The organism is Massilia sp. CCM 8734, assembly GCF_011682155.1.
Lineage (GTDB): Bacteria > Pseudomonadota > Gammaproteobacteria > Burkholderiales > Burkholderiaceae_D > Telluria_A > Telluria_A rubra.
Genome location: NZ_WHJI01000033.1, coordinates 53,086 through 70,847, shown reverse-complemented (window position 1 = coordinate 70,847; position 17,762 = coordinate 53,086). Strand labels below are relative to the sequence as shown.

14 protein-coding genes are annotated in these 17,762 nt (G+C 64.7%); 6 read left to right on the top strand and 8 right to left on the bottom strand.

All coding sequences use genetic code 11. From position 1 onward, the window contains the following. Positions 1-29: 29 nt before the first annotated feature. The gene (gene tssH / locus F2P46_RS25310) at positions 30-2,684 is read left to right on the top strand and encodes a type VI secretion system ATPase TssH (protein ID WP_166895431.1); all 2,655 of its coding nucleotides are present in this window, start codon (positions 30-32) and stop codon (positions 2,682-2,684) included. A 96-nt stretch (positions 2,685-2,780) separates the two neighbouring features. Beyond that, on the top strand, positions 2,781-3,215 hold the full coding sequence (locus F2P46_RS25305) for a DUF3592 domain-containing protein (protein ID WP_166895423.1): 435 nt from the start codon (positions 2,781-2,783) through the stop codon (positions 3,213-3,215). Here the strand turns inward: F2P46_RS25305 and F2P46_RS25300 are convergent. Together F2P46_RS25300 and F2P46_RS25295 are read right to left on the bottom strand one after the other, a co-directional pair. Next, entirely contained in the window at positions 3,139-4,149 is a 1,011-nt protein-coding gene (locus F2P46_RS25300; RefSeq protein WP_166895421.1) for a hypothetical protein, read from the bottom strand. The two genes, F2P46_RS25305 and F2P46_RS25300, sit on opposite strands and share 77 nt — an antisense overlap. After that, complete coding sequence (locus F2P46_RS25295) at positions 4,146-5,165, bottom strand: hypothetical protein (protein WP_166895419.1); 1,020 nt, start codon at positions 5,163-5,165, stop codon at positions 4,146-4,148. The genes F2P46_RS25300 and F2P46_RS25295 overlap by 4 nt, the downstream gene beginning before the upstream one ends. 212 nt (positions 5,166-5,377) lie before the next feature. Here F2P46_RS25295 and F2P46_RS25290 point away from each other — a divergent pair, with 212 nt between their 5' ends. Beyond that, the gene (locus F2P46_RS25290) at positions 5,378-6,538 is read left to right on the top strand and encodes a DUF6708 domain-containing protein (protein WP_166895417.1); all 1,161 of its coding nucleotides are present in this window, start codon (positions 5,378-5,380) and stop codon (positions 6,536-6,538) included. Between the two features lie 43 nt (positions 6,539-6,581). Here F2P46_RS25290 and tssA read toward each other — a convergent pair whose 3' ends face one another. From tssA to F2P46_RS25265, 5 genes are all read right to left on the bottom strand, one after another. After that, the gene (tssA, locus tag F2P46_RS25285) at positions 6,582-7,658 is read right to left on the bottom strand and encodes a type VI secretion system protein TssA (RefSeq protein ID WP_166895415.1); all 1,077 of its coding nucleotides are present in this window, start codon (positions 7,656-7,658) and stop codon (positions 6,582-6,584) included. 24 nt (positions 7,659-7,682) lie between these two features. After that, positions 7,683-8,450 (bottom strand): OmpA family protein, encoded by a 768-nt coding sequence (locus F2P46_RS25280; protein ID WP_166895413.1) that lies wholly within the window; start codon positions 8,448-8,450, stop codon positions 7,683-7,685. A 3-nt stretch (positions 8,451-8,453) separates the two neighbouring features. After that, a complete protein-coding gene (gene tagF / locus F2P46_RS25275; RefSeq protein ID WP_166895411.1) occupies positions 8,454-9,446 on the bottom strand; it encodes a type VI secretion system-associated protein TagF in 993 nt (330 codons plus the stop codon). Then, positions 9,443-13,327 (bottom strand): type VI secretion system membrane subunit TssM, encoded by a 3,885-nt coding sequence (gene tssM, locus F2P46_RS25270; protein ID WP_166895496.1) that lies wholly within the window; start codon positions 13,325-13,327, stop codon positions 9,443-9,445. The genes tagF and tssM overlap by 4 nt, the downstream gene beginning before the upstream one ends. A gap of 141 nt (positions 13,328-13,468) precedes the next feature. Beyond that, entirely contained in the window at positions 13,469-14,308 is an 840-nt protein-coding gene (locus F2P46_RS25265; protein WP_368737957.1) for a M15 family metallopeptidase, read from the bottom strand. A 201-nt stretch (positions 14,309-14,509) separates the two neighbouring features. Between F2P46_RS25265 and F2P46_RS25260 the strand changes: the two genes are divergently transcribed. From F2P46_RS25260 to F2P46_RS25250, 3 genes are all read left to right on the top strand, one after another. Further along, positions 14,510-15,382 (top strand): hypothetical protein, encoded by an 873-nt coding sequence (locus F2P46_RS25260; protein WP_166895403.1) that lies wholly within the window; start codon positions 14,510-14,512, stop codon positions 15,380-15,382. 209 nt (positions 15,383-15,591) lie between these two features. Beyond that, the gene (locus F2P46_RS25255; protein ID WP_166895401.1) at positions 15,592-16,068 is read left to right on the top strand and encodes a hypothetical protein; all 477 of its coding nucleotides are present in this window, start codon (positions 15,592-15,594) and stop codon (positions 16,066-16,068) included. Next, positions 16,065-16,847 (top strand): SDR family oxidoreductase, encoded by a 783-nt coding sequence (locus tag F2P46_RS25250; RefSeq protein WP_166895399.1) that lies wholly within the window; start codon positions 16,065-16,067, stop codon positions 16,845-16,847. The genes F2P46_RS25255 and F2P46_RS25250 overlap by 4 nt, the downstream gene beginning before the upstream one ends. Here the strand turns inward: F2P46_RS25250 and F2P46_RS25245 are convergent. Then, on the bottom strand, positions 16,844-17,368 hold the full coding sequence (locus tag F2P46_RS25245) for a DUF2314 domain-containing protein (protein WP_166895397.1): 525 nt from the start codon (positions 17,366-17,368) through the stop codon (positions 16,844-16,846). The genes F2P46_RS25250 and F2P46_RS25245 overlap by 4 nt on opposite strands. Positions 17,369-17,762 lie beyond the last annotated feature (394 nt).

Genomic DNA, 17,762 nt, shown 5'->3' with positions numbered 1-17,762 from the left:
AAAACGAACACCAATAAAAGGAACCCTGCATGAGCATCAACCTGAAAACGCTGATCGGCAAACTCAACGAAACGAGCCGCACCGCCGCCACCCGCGCGGCCAGCATCTGCGTCTCGCTCGGCCAGTACGAAGTCGACATCGAACACCTGTTCCTGGCCCTGCTGGAGCAGCCCAAGAGCGACTTCGCGCTGATCTCGCGCCAATGCGGCATCAGTGCCGGCATGCTCGAAGCGGACCTGCAGGCCGAAGTCTCCCGTCTCAAGGCCGGCAACTCGCGCACGCCGGTGTTCTCGGTGCGCCTGCCCAAGCTGTTCGAAAACGCCTGGCTGATCGCCTCGCTCGATATTCAATCGGGTCGCAGCGCCGAAATCCGCAGCGGCCATTTGCTGCAAGCGCTGCTGACCGATCCGGAACTGGCGCAGCTGGCTTTCCGCGGCTCCAAGTTGTTCGGCAAGTTCGACGTTGAACAGATCAAGCATAACCTCGACAAGCTGGCCGCCGGCTCGCAGGAAGCGGTGGCCGCGCAGGCCGGCGCCGCCCAGGACGGCGAAGGCCACGACCCGGTCGGCGACATGGCCGCCAAGGCCGTCTCCAAGACCCCGTCGCTGGACCAGTTTACCACCAACCTGACCGAGCGCGCGCGCGCCGGCAAGGTCGACCCGGTGATCGGGCGCGACACCGAAATCCGCCAGGCCATCGACATCCTGATGCGGCGCCGCCAGAACAACCCGATCCTGACCGGCGAAGCCGGCGTCGGCAAGACCGCCGTGGTCGAAGGCCTGGCGCTGCGCATCGCCAGCGACGACGTGCCGGACGTGCTCAAAGGCGTGGAGATCCACACCCTCGACATGGGCCTGTTGCAGGCCGGCGCCAGCGTCAAGGGCGAGTTCGAGAACCGCCTGAAAAACGTCATCGACGAAGTCAAAAAGAGCCCGCACGCGATCATCCTGTTCATCGATGAAGCGCACACCATGATCGGCGCCGGCGGCGCCGCCGGCCAGAACGACGCGGCCAACCTGTTGAAACCGGCGCTGGCGCGCGGCGAACTGCGCACCATCGCCGCCACCACCTGGGGCGAGTACAAAAAATACTTCGAAAAAGACGCCGCGCTGGCGCGCCGCTTCCAGGTGATCAAGGTCGAGGAACCAAGCGAAGAACTGGCCTGCGCCATGTTGCGCGGCATGGCGCCGCTGATGGAAAAACACTTCGGCGTGCGTGTCTACGACGAAGCGATCACCGAAGCGGTGCGCCTGTCGCACCGATACATCTCGGGCCGCCAGCTGCCGGACAAGGCCATCAGCGTGCTCGATACCGCCTGCGCCAAGGTCGCCCTGGGCCAGAACGCCACGCCGGCGCTGATCGAAAACCTGGCGCGCAAGCTCGAACGCATCGACATCGAAGCGGGCGCCTTGCAGCGCGAAGAAAGCGCGGGCGGCTCGCACGCGGCGCGCCTGAAGGAACTGAGCGCGCAGCGCATGGCCGCCGCCGAACAGCACACCGCGCTGGCGGCGCGCTGGGAGCAGGAAAAGCAGCTGACCGAAAAAATCATGGACGGGCGCCGCACCCTGGAAGAATCGGGGCAGAAGGACGCCAGCAAAGGCAAGGACATCCAGGCATTGATGACCGAACTGCGCACCCTGCAAGGCGAAACGCCGATGGTGCCGGTGCAGGTCGACGGCCATGTGGTGGCCGAAATCGTCGCCGGCTGGACCGGCATCCCGCTCGGCAAAATGGTCAAGGACGAGATCAAGACTGTCCTCAAACTGAAAGACTTGCTGGAAGAGCGCGTGCTGGGCCAGTCGTACGCGATCGAAGCGGTGGCGCAGCGCGTGCGCACCTCGCGCGCCAACCTCGATGACCCGAACAAACCGAAAGGCGTGTTCCTGTTCGTCGGCCCGTCCGGTATCGGCAAGACCGAAACCGCACTGGCGCTGGCCGATGTGCTGTACGGCGGCGAACGCAAAATGATCACCATCAACATGAGCGAATACCAGGAAGCGCACAGCGTCTCCGGCCTGAAAGGCTCGCCGCCGGGCTACGTCGGTTACGGCGAGGGTGGCGTGCTGACCGAAGCCGTGCGCCGCAATCCGTACAGCGTGGTCCTGCTCGACGAAGTCGAAAAAGCCCACCCGGATGTGATGGAGCTGTTCTTCCAGGTGTTCGACAAGGGCGTGATGGACGACGCAGAAGGGCGCGAGATCGACTTCAAGAACACCATCATCATCTTGACGTCGAACGTGGCATCGAGCGCGATGATGCAGGCGTGCCTGAACAAGGCGCCGGAAGAAATGCCGACCCCGGAGCAGCTCGAAGACATGATTCGTCCGCACCTGATGAAGCAGTTCAAGCCGGCCTTCCTGGGCCGCCTGAAAGTGATCCCGTACTACCCGCTCGGCGACGACGCGCTGGTCAAGATCATCGAACTGAAGATGCGCAAGATCGCCCAGCGCATCGCGACCAACCACAAGGCCGACTTCACGTACGACGAAGCGCTGGTCGAAGCGGTGCTGGCGCGTTGCACCGAAGTCGATTCGGGTGCGCGTAACGTCGACAATATCCTCAACGGCACCTTGCTGCCCGAGATCGCCGAAACCGTGCTGGCCAAGATGGCCGAAGGCGCCGCGATCGCCAGGATCAAGGTCAGCGCCGACAAGAAGGGGCAGTTCAAGTACACCATCAAGTAAGCTGGCGGGCCGGGGCGCGGCAGTCGCGCGTCCTGGCCGGCGCCTGTGCGGGTCGCCTCGTCCATTCCACATCACTTCCTCGGGTAATGAAGTCGCATGGCGTTTTCCAAAGATTTAACGCCCGCCGGTAACCGGCGCATGGGCAAGGTGTTGAGCGTGCTTGGCGTGCTGGCGCTGCTGGTGTCGCTCTGGCTGGGCGCGCACAGGATACTGTTTTACGTGTACGCCCTGGAGGCGCAGGGCACGCTGCGCGCAGTGCAGGGCGAGACACTCCCGGCCGTCGAATTTCGCACCATCGACGGCAAGACCGTGCTGTTCAAACCGGAGGGCCGCAGCTATGACAGCCAATATATCGGCAAGCGGGTCGATGTTGTCTATTCCGGGACGCAGCCGGACCACGCGTATATCAACACCGTCACGCAACTGTGGCGTGATCAGCTGGTCAGCGCGTATGTCAGTGCCGCCCTGCTCCTGGCCGGATACCTGACCTTGCGCGGGCACCTGGCGTGGTGGCGCTCGTCGTTCGGCTAAGCTCGATCGTCAAGGCTTGATCGGCATGGACAGGAACTGCTTGACCGACTTGATATCGGTCAGCTGTCCTTTGCCGCCGGCTTGCGCCGCCAGCTCCTTTTCCGCTTTGATCACATTCTGATTGACCGAAAACAGCGCCAGTTGGCGCTTTTTTTGCGTGCCGTCGAAGAGGCCCATGTAATAGGTGGTGGCGCCTTTTTCCAGGCGCGAGGATGCCACGAAGGCGGCACACGGCTGGCCCGCGCAAACTCGTCGTGGCGGAAAGTGGCGCGCGTGGCGCCCCATCGACCACGAAGGTGCAGGCGCCGGGACCGGACAGCACGCCGAACGCGCCATGGTCGTCGCCGATGAAATCGCGGTACAGCATTTGCTGGCCCTTGGACGATTTTTCCATGTGCTTGGCGCGCACGTTCCTGATACTGTCCTTGATGCTGGCCGGGTGCTGGTCTTCCCCGCTCGCCGTTGCCGACGGCACGCGGTCTGACGCGTCCCGTGCCTCCTCCCAGTAACCGGCATCGTTCCTGCGCACGTAGAAGTAGTCGGCGAACTTGTCGTCGTCGATGTGCCAGAACTCGAACGCCAGCCAGGACTTGCCGGCCAGCTTGAACGCGGCCACCTTGTAGACATTCCCGCAGGAGGGAAAGCTGCTGCCTTTTTCGCTCGATAGCACATCGATATACACCGGTGCGCCGGGGCCGCGCGCCAGCAGGCCGCAGGACTGGCCGCCCGACCCGGGCACGGAGTAGAGGAAGGGGAGGATATCGTCCACCGGCATCTTGAGCCCGGCAGGTTCTGCGTTTACCCATTTCTGCGTGGCGCCGTATTTTTGAATGTCGCTGGCGGTGATGGCCGCCGCCGCATGCTGGCTGGCCAGCGTGAAGGTCAGCAGGAGAGCGGTGCGCAGTGTCGTCATCATGTGGTGCAGGGTAGTCAAAGAGGCGCCGGATCGGGAATGGCCAGATTGGCGCCGGGCGGGCAATCGATCAGGCAAAAAGGCGTGGCCCGGTTCGCGGCGCGCCCGGCCACGCTGTTGGCATGTTCGTCGGCGGCCATGTCCACCTCGGCGGGAACGGTGTAATTGAACGGCAGCGCCGCTTCGCCATGGCGCGCGAAGGCCGTCTCGCCGGGGCCGAACATGCGCCCCGCGTAAGGCTTGGCAGGCCTGGCAGGTTCGACGTGCAGCGCCTTGATCCCGCGCCATTGGGGCTGCAGGTTGATGGCGCTGGCGCAGCTCTCTTCGCCGGCGCCGGGGCACAGCGCCTTGGGGATGCTGTGATAGTAGCTCAGGAACAGCCAGGGCTGGCGCAGGCGCCTGGCCGGGTCGTCCGGCGCCAGGTACACGCCGCTGCCGGCCAGGAACACCCGGTCGCCGGTGCGCTTGCCGGTCTTGGGACTGATGGCAAACCCGCGCTTGTCGAATTTGACGATGAAAAACACGCTGGCGAACTGCTTCGCCTTGACCAGGTAGGGCGAGCGCGGCACCGCGTTGTAGAGGTCCGTGGTTTCTTCGCTGCCCGATCCTTCGCTGGCGAGGTACAGCCAGTAGCGAAACGGCCACGGTTCGACCGGCAGTACTTCGCGCGGGCCGACGAAGCCCCAGCGATCGACCCAGACATCGGCGGCTTCAACACGGCAGCGCACGCGTCCCGCCGGGTCGGCCATGCTGATGCAGGCTTCCCAGTTACCTTCGCCGACATCGAGCACCCGCGCATCGAACAGTTCCCGGAACGGCTTGGTGTCGTTCTTGTTGGCGTACACCGGCAGCCAGTTCTTGCCGGGGAAGATAGGCACCAGCAGGTCGTTGCCGAAGTTGGAATACACGGCGCCGGTCACGCCGCCGGCGTTGCACATGCTGGCCGCGCCGAGGAGGAGGGCGCTGACGAGGGCGCGCGCGGGTTGGACCAGGAACTGTTCTTTGCCGGCGTCGATGGGGCTGGGGGAGCTTGGCATGCGGATACGAATGAGGTGTGTATGGGGACGATGCGGGCCGGGCGACTGTGCCGGAATCTGCGCCGCCAACGCGTCGAGCGGGCAAGCGTCGACGCAACGGTGACGAGCGAGCCATTATACTTTTATAAGAGTGCCGGCTGGCTCATTTATACTGCACGTCGTTCAAGTCGGTATCGAAAAGTTAATCGCAGCATGATCAGGCAAGGCGTCGCATGACGGATAACAGCAAGGGCAAGGGCAAGGGCAAGCGCAACAAGGGTCAGGGAAAGCGGGATGGCGCCGCGACGGCGCCCGATCCGCGCACGTTCAGGGAGCATCGTTTCGGCACGCGCGAAGCGACCATGATGTTCTTCCGCTGGCATGGCGACGACCCCGATTACAAAGGCAACGATGCCGGCATCGCCATGCCGGCGCTCGCCGAATCGGTCAGTGCGAGCCCCGACTCGGGCGGCATGGTCTACAAGGTTTTTCCGGACGGCCTGGTGTATGGCGACCAGCGCTGGAGATTTTCCGGAATGGGCTTGTTTCTGTTGGCGATACTGGCGTTTTTCGCATCGATCCACCTCATTATCGGAGGGACAAACCCGTTCCTGTCGTTCTTTTCAACGATGACCGATGGCGGGACGCTGATGTTCATCCTGTCGCTGTTCATGGTCGTGGCGCTGCTGGCCTTTAGTCCGCTCATGCTACTGATGATTGCCGAAGATCTGATCGATTTCCGCTTCGAGACCAGCGCCCTGTTCGACCGCAAAGCCGGCAAGGTCCATCTGTTTTCCTTGCAAGCGACGCGTTGGGCGCCATGGGGCTATCGTATCGACAGCTACGACTGGGCCTGTGTGCGCGCCGGCATTGGCAGCGTGTCGGTGGCCGGTGAGCAGAGCACGCAGTTCGATTTTGGCGTCACCTGCCTGGTGATGGACGCGCCCGAAGGCACGACCATCGTCGACCGCTTTCTGCTGCGCGCCACCAACAGGGAGGAGCATATCCAGCCGCTGCTCGACACCTGGGAACATGTGCGTCGATTCATGCAGTACGAAGGCCCCGCATTCGCGCATGGCGACGGACCGAACTTCGCGCTAGGCCGCAAGCCGCTGTGGAAACACCTGTGGACGTTGCCGGAGCAGCACATGAACTTGACGGTGGAGATGGTCGGCGCCGCCTGGCGCGAAAAAAATCCGCTTTACTTGTTCCCGGCTTTTCTCGGCCTGCTCACCATGCCGGGCCAGGCGCTGGTGCTGTGGTGGGGTTTGCTGCCGTGGTTCAGCGGTCTGGTCAAACCTGATCCGGTCTGGCCCCGCGATGTCCTCGCCAGCGTCGGCGGCAAGGCCTTGCGCTACGCGGCCCCCAACCAGCCCGACGCGGCCGGGCAGTGATCCTCGATCCGGCCGGGCGCGGCTGGCGCCGTCAGGCCGGCGCTCAGTCCTGCGGCGGTTTCACACCCAGCAATTCTTCGATGTGGGCCATGGCGCCCGCATCCTTGACCACCGAGCGCAGCCAGACGTGCAGGTCGGTGGCGGCGGCGTCGGCCGCCTTGTCGGCGAAGTACGAGGCCGGGCTGTGCGGCTCGGTGCGGCGGAAAAATTCGGCCACATTGCGCAGCTGGGTCACGGCCTGGTCGCGCGTGCGGATCACGCCCGGCGGCCCGGACGGCGCCGCCGCACTTGGCGGACCTTGCTCGTTGACCGGCTCGACGTGATACACGTCGCCGCTCTCGGCCGGCGCATCGGGCGCCGCGACGACCACGGCCGGCATCAGGGTGACCATGTTCTGCAGCGCTTCGCGCGCGTTGGAAAACCCCGGGCTGTCGTGCCCGAGCCTTGTGTCGGCCGCCTGTTCGAACAGCTTGAGCCCATCGAGGCAGTACTGGGCGTCGGCGGTGAAGGTCTCGCGGAACCTGGCGGAGGTGGCGCTGCGCGCCTTTTCCAGGTCGGGCAGCTTGAGCGGCGGCGGTCCGCTGCTGGGATTGGTGTGGCCGTTGCTGTGGCTGCCGCTGGGGGCGGGGGCGTTGGCCAGCTTGCGCGCCACTTCGAAGTCGATGATGGTGTAACCGCGCGTGCCTTCGGTGATGCGCGTTTCGCGCACCAGGGCCGGGGTGCGGCCCAGGATCCACGACAGGTTGCCGACACGCTGGTCCTGGTCGCCGTCTTCGGCTTCCGGGTACAGCCCGAGTTCCCAGTATTGATCGATCAGGCCGGCGATGACGCGGAAACTCTCGCCCAGGCCGCGCAACTGGTGTTTTTTGGCGGCCGCTTCGGCCAGCCAGACCGCCAGGCGCAAGTCCTTGCTGCGCTTTTCCAGCAGGGCGGCGCAGCGCGTGACGACGAACTCCCAGTCCGCTTCCTTGATTTCGGTGACCCATTCACCCTGGTCGAGCGAAGGGTCGTCGGCCTTCCGCGCCAGGTTGATGGCGTCCAGGTCGGGCGAAAAAGCCAGGTCTTCGCCGGCCGGCTGGTCCTCGCTGATCGGGTTTAAAAGCTGTTCTGCTACAAACATGTTTTCCTCGTGGTGTGGAGGCGCTTACTGCGCCATCCTAAATTCGATGCGGCGGTTGCGCGCGCGCCCGCTGGCGCTGTCGTTGCTGGCGACCGGGCGGTCGGCGCCCTGGCCGGAGGCGCTGAGCAGTTCGCCCTTGATGCCGGAGCCGATCAGGTAGGTCTTGACCGCTTCGGCGCGCGCCTGGCTCAGGTTCTGATTGGTGAGCTTGTTGCCCTGGCTGTCGGTGTGGCCGATGACGTCGACCTTGCGGTCGTTGAGTTTTTTCATGGCGGCGGCCATCTCGTCGAGGATCGCGCGCCCGGTCGGGGTCAGCTCGGCCTTGCCGCTTTCGAATTCGACGATGCGGTTGGCCAGGGTGGTATCGAGCACGCTCTGGTCGGCGGCCGACACGCGCAGGGTGTTGTTGACCGTGTAGGTCGGGTTCAGGCTGGCAGCGACGTTGCCGGCGATTTTCTGGCGCGTCGCTTCGCTCGCCACTTCGCCCTTGATGCTGACGGTGCTGCCGTCGATCTTGAGCTGCCCGCGCGAGATCGACTTGAGGTCGGGCGTGATCAGTTTTTGCACATAACCGTTCCAGTTGGCCGGGGTGGCGACCTGGCCGACGCTGATCTGGTCGACCACGAGGTCGTGGCCGTACACGTCGCGCAGGCGCGCCAGCACGGCCTGTTTGCTCGCTTCATCGGGCACGGTGCCCGATACGAGCACCTGGCCCGGCTGGGGGGCGGCGGTTTGGGCGCCGGCATTGACTGCGCCGGCAAGCAGGATGACAAGGGCGAGGAAGTGGCGCATGTTCTAAGATCCGATAAACGCCGCGCGCAAGGATTCCAGCGCGGATTTGAGTGACAAATTGGCTTGCGCCAGATAGGTGGACAGTTTCTGGACGGCGTAGTCGGAGTCGGTCTGTTGCTCGACCCACTCGAGCTGGTCGAACGTGATGTGACGTTCCAGGCCGGCGGTCGGGTCCATGATCGCTTGCAGCGTCTGCGGCGAGGCGCCGGAAAAGCCGATCACCAGCGCCGGCCTGGCGTTGATGCGGGCCACGAACAGGGCCAGCTCGAAGTCGGCGCGCGCCAGGAACGGGGTAATCAGGTGCATCCAGAAGGCCGCCACCAGGTTGCGGTAGATCGGGTCGACCGGCAGCGGCAACACCAGGCTCTTTTCGAGCCGGCTCGAACTGCTGGCCATCACCGGCTGCATCAGCATGCCGAGCGCCAGCAGCACCTGGCGCGCCGAGCATTCGTAGCCGGCCTGGTGCAGCAAGGCGTCGAGCGCGCCGACTGTCTGCATGTCGAGGAAGTCTTCGAACGCCGCTTCGTAGGCCGAGGTGCGCAGGTCGACGTCGATCATGTGGGTGGCGGCGGCCTGCAGCGGTCCGGCGGCATCGGCCGCGCCGATCACGCCGGCGCTGAGCGATTCGAGCCGGTTCCACAGGCGGCTGAGCACCAGCGGCGCGTCCGGCACGAAGGTGGCCGGGTCCGGCACTTCCATCGCGCTCATCATCAGGAACGGGAAGCGCCGGTTGGACTGGTCGCTGCTGGCCACGATATGGCCGGCGATCGCATTCCTGCGGCGCGGGCCGATGAAGGCGAAGTGCAGCGGCGCGAGCGCGTCGTAGCTCAGTTTCCAGCGCGCGTCGGCGCTCATCAGGTCCATGGCCTGGGCCAGCCAGTCGTCCAGCACCTTGATCAGGGCCGGGCTGTCGCTGCCCTTGACGAAGTCGCCGCGGCTGGGAATCTTGCCGAAGTAGCCGACCGGGGTCGGGGTCGGGGTGGTGCCGCGGGTCATGGACGCGCTCCCGCCACGGCGCCCGGCGCGGCCGGCGCCGGCGCGCTCGCCGGGAGGGTCGAACTGATGATCGTGTCGGGCAGGCGCAGGCCTTTGAAGCCCCTGCCCGTTGCCGGCGCCGCTGCCGGCGCCGGCCGCGGCGCGGAGCCGGCCGGGAGGATCTTCAGGTTGGAGGTGACCTTTACGCCACCGCTGTCCCAGCTCAACTCGAATGCGCCGTCATCCTTGCGTTTGCGCTGGGCCGATTCGACCATTTTTTGCAGGCCGTTGCGGCCCGGTTCATTGAGCAGCACCACCGTCTGGCCCTGCGGCGTGATGGCGGTAATGCGCGAGCCTGGCGTGCCCTGCGGGTTCGGCCAGACCATCCGCACGTACGGCTGCGGCTGGCCTTTCCAGCGCAGCGACTGGCCATCGATTTCGATGGTGAACTCGGTCGCGCCGCTCGCGCTCAGCGCCTGCAGCTCGAACTGGGTCTGCGCTTCGGTGCTGGCGCTGGCGGCGGCGGTCGCGTTGGCCACGCCGCCGGCCGACAGCGGCGCGATCCAGCCCGGGAAGCTGCTCACCGCCGACGGCGACAAGCCCACGCCCATATTGGCCCAGGTGCGGGCCGCGACCACGTCGCCACGGCGCACCACCAGCGGGCCGATGGTGGTGTCGAAGAACTTGGCGATCACGCCGGACGGACCGAACACCAGGCCGATTTCTTCGTTGGTCGCTTCCGAGCGCGAGTCGGACGAGAACGGATATTTGCCGGCTAGGTTCTGGCGGAACGGCTGCAATACCTGGGCCGCCCAGACCTTGTCGATTTCGGCTTCGGTCGGACGCACGATCACGGCGAAGGTTTGCATCAGCGGACGCACCAGGATCGGGCGGATCGCCTGCTTCTGGATGTCGGTCATGCCCGTGAGCATCTGTTCATCGACATACTTGAGCGCATCGGCCAGTTCCGAGCCGCTGCCTTCGAGGGTTTGCTGCATCAGCTGCTTGGCGCCCGGACCCGGGTCGCCCTGGTTCTTGATGGTGTTAAAGCGGCTGCGCAGTTTCGACAGGTGTTCCATGTAGCCGCGCATGAGCGAAGCGTCTTTTTCGCGGGTGACGACCAGGCGCGCCACGCCCGAGAACTCGCGTCCGATCGGGCCGAGCGGCAGGTTGGCCGGATTGACCGCGTTCTGGTTTTGCGGCACGTTCACCTGGATCTGCGACGGTTTGCGGCGCAGCACCACTTCCTTGAGCCAGGTCATGAAGTCGCGCTTGGCGCTGGCGATGCCGGCGTCGGCCAGGGTCGGGTTATCCCACGAGGTCTGTTCGGCCACCGTGCTGATCAGCTTGTGGATCGGCGAAGTTTGCGGGTCGCCCAGGCGGTTCATGGCCGTGACCGCCGCTTCGAAGCCATGCAGGTCGCGGATGGTGACGCCCTGCACGAACTTCTGCCATTCCTTGGCGTAGTCGTTCTTGTACATCTCGATGAGCGCCTTCTGGATCTGCTCCGGGCTGCCTTCGAGGGTAAGGTCGTTGGTCGAGGCGGTGCGCAGCACCCAGTCGGCGCTTTGCAGTTCCTTGTTGGCGGCATCCTTGAAGGCGGCCTGCACATAGCCTTCCCAGGCTTCGCGCGTGAAGCTGCCCGGCACCGAGTAGCTGCCCAGCACCAGATCCTTGTCCTGCTCGCCGACGATGCGGCTCACCGTGGCCGACGGGTAACGGGTGGCGGCGCGCGCCTTGACGTCGGCGTACACGCGTTCGCGCGCCGGCATGCCGCGCACCACCAGGCGCAGGGTGTCGCGGGTCTGGTCGACCAGGGCCAGCTTGTTTTCGATCTGCGGCCACGACACGTCCTGCACCTGGGCCAGGTAGAACGAGATGGTGCGCTCGGCGCTGCGGATCATTTGCTCGCGCGGCATGGCGCCGCGGTTGGCGTCGAGCCAGCCGCGCCAGAAGCGGGTCAGCTGGTCGTTCAGGTGGCCGCCTTCGAAGCGCGATTTATCGGCCAGCATCAGGTAGGTCTTGAGGGCGTTGTAGCCGTCTTCGGTCTTGGTCGGCGAAGCATCCTGGAACTGGGTGCTGGCCGGCGCGGCCGTGGCAGCCACGGTCGCGGCAGGTGCGACAGGCGAGGCGGGCGCGGCGGCGCCGAGCGCCCCGGCCACAGCGGCGCGCACGCCGCCGCCGGGCGCGTCCGGCGCGACCGGACGCACATTGCCCTGCAACTGGCCGGAATTGGCGTTCACTTCGGCGAGGAAGGTTTCGAGCGAGCCAGCCACCGGTTTGAGCATGATTTCGCGCACGCCGTTGAAGTATTCCTCACGCAGCTTGCGGTCGAGCATTTCGCCCTGGTACAGGCCGAGGCTCAGCGACAGGGGACGGTCTTCACGGTAGCGTTCCAGCTGTTCGATACGGTCCTGCAAGATCTGCAGCGCTTCGAAGCGCGATTGCAGGTCGATCTTGTTGGACTGGATCTTGACCACCTGGTCAAGGTCGGCCTGGACGTTTTCGACCAGCTTGCGGTTGCTCATGTACGACCAGCTCCAGCCGCCCAGGGTCACGCCGACCATGGCGGTGGCCAGGAAGAAGGCGGCGTAGCGCATGCGCGTCTTGTTCGGGCTGGCGTATTGGGCGACCAGGTCGCGATCGGCGAAAATCACGTTACGGAACAGATTGAGCAGGAAGAAGCCGCTCTGGGTCTGGGTTTCGGCGTGGTGCTGCGGTTGCAGTTTAATGTCGAACAACTGCGCCACGTGCTGCGAGGAGGCCGAAATCGATTCGCCTTCCTGCAGCGCGCTGGTGAAGTAAAAGCCGCGGAACACCGGCTTGAACTGGAACGGATTTTCCTCGAACAGGGTGGCGATGAAGGTGCGCAGCGGCTGCTTGATGGTGGAAAACTCGAGCGGGAAGGTGAACACGCCCGGCGGCATGCGTTCACGCCATTGCAGCGCCATGTTGGCCGCGCTCAAGTCTTTCAGGCCGTCGTACAGCTCGTCGAAGCGGGCGTCGAACTGGGACAGCGCTTTTTCGCTGCCGGTGGTGTGGCTGTAGGGCAGGGTGGCGCCCCAGACACGGTCGCGTTCGGCGCGCTCGGTGTCCTGGAAGAATTCGTTAAAGCCGGCGATCAGGTCGGCCTTGGTAAATACCACGTACACCGGCGCGTGCACTTCGAGGCGCTCGGTCAGTTCCTGCACGCGCATGCGCAGGTTCTTGGCCAGGTTGATGGCGAACTCGGGACGGTTGCCAGTCAGTTCAGCCACGCTGACGGCGATGATGATGCCGTTGATCGGGGCTTTTTTACGGTATTTTTTCAGCAGCGACAGGAAACCGAACCATTCGGTGCGGTCTTCGTCGACCACCGAGTAGCGTCCGGCGGTGTCGAGCAGGATGCCGTCGGTGGTGAAGAACCAGTCGCAATTCCTGGTGCCGCCCACGCCCTGGACGATCTGGCTGTCGGCAAACGGAAATTGCAGGCCGGAGCTGGCGATCGCGGTGCTCTTGCCGGCCGCCGGATTGCCGATGATCATGTACCAAGGCAATTCATACAGGGCCGCGTCACCGGACAACTGGCCCAGCTTGGAGCCCTTGATGGTGGCGATCGCATCGAGCATGCGTTTCTTGATGGTCTCGTGTTCCTGGCGCTGGGCCGGATCGGCGCGCACCGGCGATTGGGTCACTTGCTGTTCGAGCATCTCGCCCAGGTTGCCGGCGGCTTGCTGGCGCTTGTGGCGGCGCCACAGCCAGACCAGCAAGGCGAAGAACAGCGCCACGCCGAGCACGGCGAGCGCGTACTCGATGGGGATGTCCAGCGCCGCCGCCCCGATCAGCAAGATGGCGGCAAACGCCACCCACCCCACGATGATCAGGGTGCGACGGCTCGTCAGGAACTGCCAGATTGATTGCATCATTATCAGAAACTCAGTTTATAAAACATTTACATCAGGACCGTCGCGGGCCGGACCAGGGCGGCGCAGCGACGGAGATAATTTCATTGCTCAGACATAGTACAGTGGCATGCCGGACAGGCGCCCGATGTAAGAAGAGCGTCAACGGCGCTTCATGACACCCGGCATGCGCAGCTCGGTATGGCCGAAATCCATCATTTTCCAGCGCCCGCCCCAGGTCAGCCCGAGCGATTCGGCCACTTCGCCGTACAGCTGGTAGCCACGCATGGCCCAAGGATCTTTTTCCGAAATCACAATTTTACCGTTACGCACGAACGCACAGTCGGCCGCCAGGCCGTACTGGTGCCAGCTCTGGAAGGCGGCGGCGTTGGTGACGGACGAGCCCATCGCGGCCAGCTTGTTCTGGCGCTCCGGACTGCGATAGCCTTCCAGGATCGCCATGTCGTAACCATGCCGTTCTTTCATTATTTTAAACGCTTGGAGCAGGCGTTGGGTGTAAGCCGGATTCATCAAGCCCCAGTCGCGGCTGGCCGAGACGATCATCGGGCGTTCCTGTTCGACTTCCACGGTGGCAAACAGCATCGGCGGCAGCGGTGGCGGCGGCACCAGGTTCTCGCCTTCGAGCAGGTCGGCCACCTGGGTATCCATCTGGCGGGTCGATTCTTCGTAGCCGCCCAGCGACGAGCCGCCACTGAACAGCGCCACCAGCGGCGGCAGCGAGACCAGCACCACGCCGCCGATCACCAGCAAATAATGCCGGCGCAGAAAATTGCCCGCTTCGTGAGCAGATGCCGTTCCGCTCTGTCGTATTGCCGCAACACTCTGTCCCCTGACGTGCTCCGCCTTTCCGAACCAGCCGCGCAGGCGTGCGCCGGCATGCGCGAGCATACGCAGCGCGAACGCGCGTCCGGCCGGAAACAGCACCAGGAAGCTGATCAGGCACGCCAGCAGGAAATACAAGGCTACTGCAAGGAACAGCACGGGGACCTCATCGGGACATTCAAAACAAAAAGTGCGATACTGACACAAAGGATTGCTTGGAAGTATATCTTACTGTTCTAGCAATCCGACATAGGATTTAACACTCTTTTGTGTGAAGAAACGCACTGTTGACATGCTAAAAAAGCTTCACGTTTTTTTTGAATAGCGTAAAGTTATGTAGAGATCAACAAGGAGCACCTTTTGCAACATCGTGAAGATCAGCCGCCAGCCTACAGTCGGCCCAGTTTACTTTCTACCGAGCAACAAGAAGCAGCGGCGCGCGCGAGTGCGCAAGCCCGCGAGGCCGCGCAAGCGGCGGACAGCGCGGCCTTGCAGGCCGACCAGGCCAAGCGCAGCAAGAAGGGCTGGCTAGCCGGTGGCGCGGCGGTGCTGGCTGTGTGCGCGGGCGCCGCCGTCTGGTTGGCGTTGCAGCCCGGCAAGCCGGCCGAGGTGACCGTGGCGGCGGCGAGCACGGACGCGGGCACGCCTGGCGCGGCCCGGCCTGACGCGGCTCGGCCTGATGCTGCAATGGAATTGAAGCCGGGCGAGTCCGGATCGGATGTGTCGGCCGCCGCCATCCTCGAGCATGGGGCGGCGCCACCGGCTGTCAGGGGGTCGCTCAAGGAGATGCTCGACGCGCCCGCCACGCCCAGGACCGCCGCCGAGGAACTGAACCAACTGCTCGCCAGCAGTCCCGCCGATGCGCCGACGGCGCAATTGAAGGATGCGTCGAAGGCGCAAGCCAAGCCGGGGGCACGCGAGCCAAAGCCGGTGACCGCCAAAGACGGCGTCAAAAAGCCCGTGCTGCTAGCCAAGGCGGTTCCCGCCAAAGCCATCCCGGCCAAGCCCGCGCCGGGCGACGACGCCAGCCTGCTGGCCGCGCTGGTGGCCCATTCCAAGGAGGGCGGCGCCACCAAGGCCAGCAATCCCGGCGCCGCCCCGACCTCATTGAAGCAATGCAAGCAGCTCAACGCCGCCCAGGCGGAACAATGCCGGGTCAGGCTGTGCGCCGGCAGCGCCAAGGACGATCCGCAATGCCGCTCGCTGCGCGTGGCCGAGCCGGCGGCGGACTGAGCGGGCGCACGCGTCGACAGTCCGGCATGGTCCGGCGTGATTGCGATGTCATCCGACCCGCATGTCGCAGCTCATGATCGTCATCCGGAACCAGGGGGGACAGGCCTGCGCGCCTGTCCGGCTGCCTAAAAAAGCCTGAGTGCAACAATACTCGTCGTGGCAAGGATTTTCCTTCACAATGACGACTCATTCATCTGCAGGAGCATCACATGCTGAACAAGATCGTTTCCCGCCGCACGCTGCTGGCCGGCGCCGCGCTATGGCTGGTGGGAACATCCTCGACGATGGCCCAGAGCGACAAGGTGCTCGATGTCTACATTTTCAACTATTCCGACCAGACCCTGCTCGACGTTTCCGTCAACCAGGTGCGCATGGGCAGTCCCGGGCCGTATCCGTACAGTGGGCGCCGCAACAAAGTCGGCGCGCGCTTTAACGACGGCCCGCAAACGGTTACCTGGCGCGTGGCCGGGACTGGCGGACAGGAATCCGGCCCGATCGTGCGCTCGTCGAACACCCCCACCATGGGCGAAATCCCGTCCGATGCGCGCAATCTGTCGATCCACATCTATCCCGATTTCACAGTCGAATTCAATTTCTCGCGTCGGGTGCCGGTGCTGAGCAAGCGCGGCGAAGCCATCGACGCCGATTACCGCCGCCGCAAGGCGGCGCAGAGTGGCGCATCATGAGCCGGAGCGCCGTCACCGCCGTCGTCACCGGCCACACGCAGGGCTTGGGCGCGGCGCTCGCTGCCGGGCTAATGGAACGCAACATCGCGGTGCTGGGCGTGGCGCGCGGTACGGCGCCCGCACTGGCAGAGCGCTTCGGCCCGCTGCTGCGCGAGTGCCAGGTGAACCTGTCCGACAGCCAGGCGCTGGGCGCCTGGTTGGCCACCTCCGCTTTGCGCGAGCATATCGGCGCAAGCACGCTGGTACTGCTGATGAATAATGCCGGCACGGTCGATCCGGTCGGCGCGCTGCACGACCAGGATCCGCTGTTGGTGGCGCGGGCGGTCGCGCTGAACGTGGCGGCGCCGCTGATGCTGGCCGCCGCCGTGGTCGCCGCAGCCCCGCAGGCCGAACGGCGCATCGTGCACGTGTCGAGCGGCGCCGCGCGCAATGCTTACACGGGCTGGAGCGTGTACGGGGCCACCAAGGCCGCGCTCGATCATCATGCGCGCTCGGTGGCGCTGGATTACCCCATCGGCCCGGACGCCTGCGATGCCGTCGCCGGCGTGCGCATTTGCAGCCTGGCGCCGGGCGTCATCGATACCGCCATGCAGGCGCAGATCCGCGCCACGCCCGAGAGCCTGTTTCCGCAGCGTGAGCGGTTTACCGCCTTGCAGCAGGACGGCGCGCTGACCTCGCCCGCGCAGTGCGCTGCCGGCATCATCGACTACGTGCTCGACCAGCACTTCGGGCGCGTGCCGGTTGACGATCTGCGCACGAGCGGCCGCCAGGGCGGCTAGCCGCTGTCGTTGTCCACGTAAGCCTGCTCGCGTTGCAGCAGGCTGTCGGGCAGTTGCAGGCCGTCGCGGCGCGCCACGGCGAACATGGCGCGCTCGGTAAACCCGCCGTGCAGGCCGCCGGCGCGGTCGCGCACCAGCCAGTCGACCAGTTCCTCGTAGCGGCAGCGGTAGATCCGTTCCAGCCGCCCCCTGTGCGTGACCGGCGGCGTGACCAGCCGGATGCCCAGTTCATCGGGACCGAGCACTTCCAGCACTTCCGCCCACAGATATTCCACCCGCTGCGAACTGCTGACAAAGCGCAGCTTGACCAGCGCATTCTCGTACGGATGGCCCAGCAGGGCGCGAAACCGGCCCAGCCCGGCTTTGGCCTGTTCTTTCGCCGCCTGCATGAGCGGGTCGTCCGCTTGGGTGGCCATGGGCGGAAATGCCGGTACCGGGTAGCGCCAGCGCATGTACAGGCACAGGCACAGGAGGAGGGCGAGCACGAAAATGAGCGCAAGGTCGGTATCGATGAGCGGCATGGGGGCACCTGTTGTCAAGGGTTTTACAGTCATTGGAGTGGCGCCGTTCCAAAACGTTCCGCAGCGGGTGCGCGGCGCGCGCAAAATACCTTCGCGCACTTGGTGGATCATTGCCACTTGGAATGCTTTTGAACCGTCATCCAGCCGCCTTGCGCGATTTCGCCGCGCGCGCCATCGGCTTCCTTGTTGTTGCATTTTTAACTCGCGACAAAGTCTCGTTGACATTGAAAAACATTGAGTGATATATTTTGCTCATCGATTGGGAGCGTTTCCAATCAGCCGCAAGCGCCGTGACAGTTGATCGCGGCTGTATTACAAGGTCTGCGCAGCAGGGAGTAGTGGAGTCAATACGTGGTGTCGTCCAGGGCCGCGTACAAAAAACGATAATCAAAAA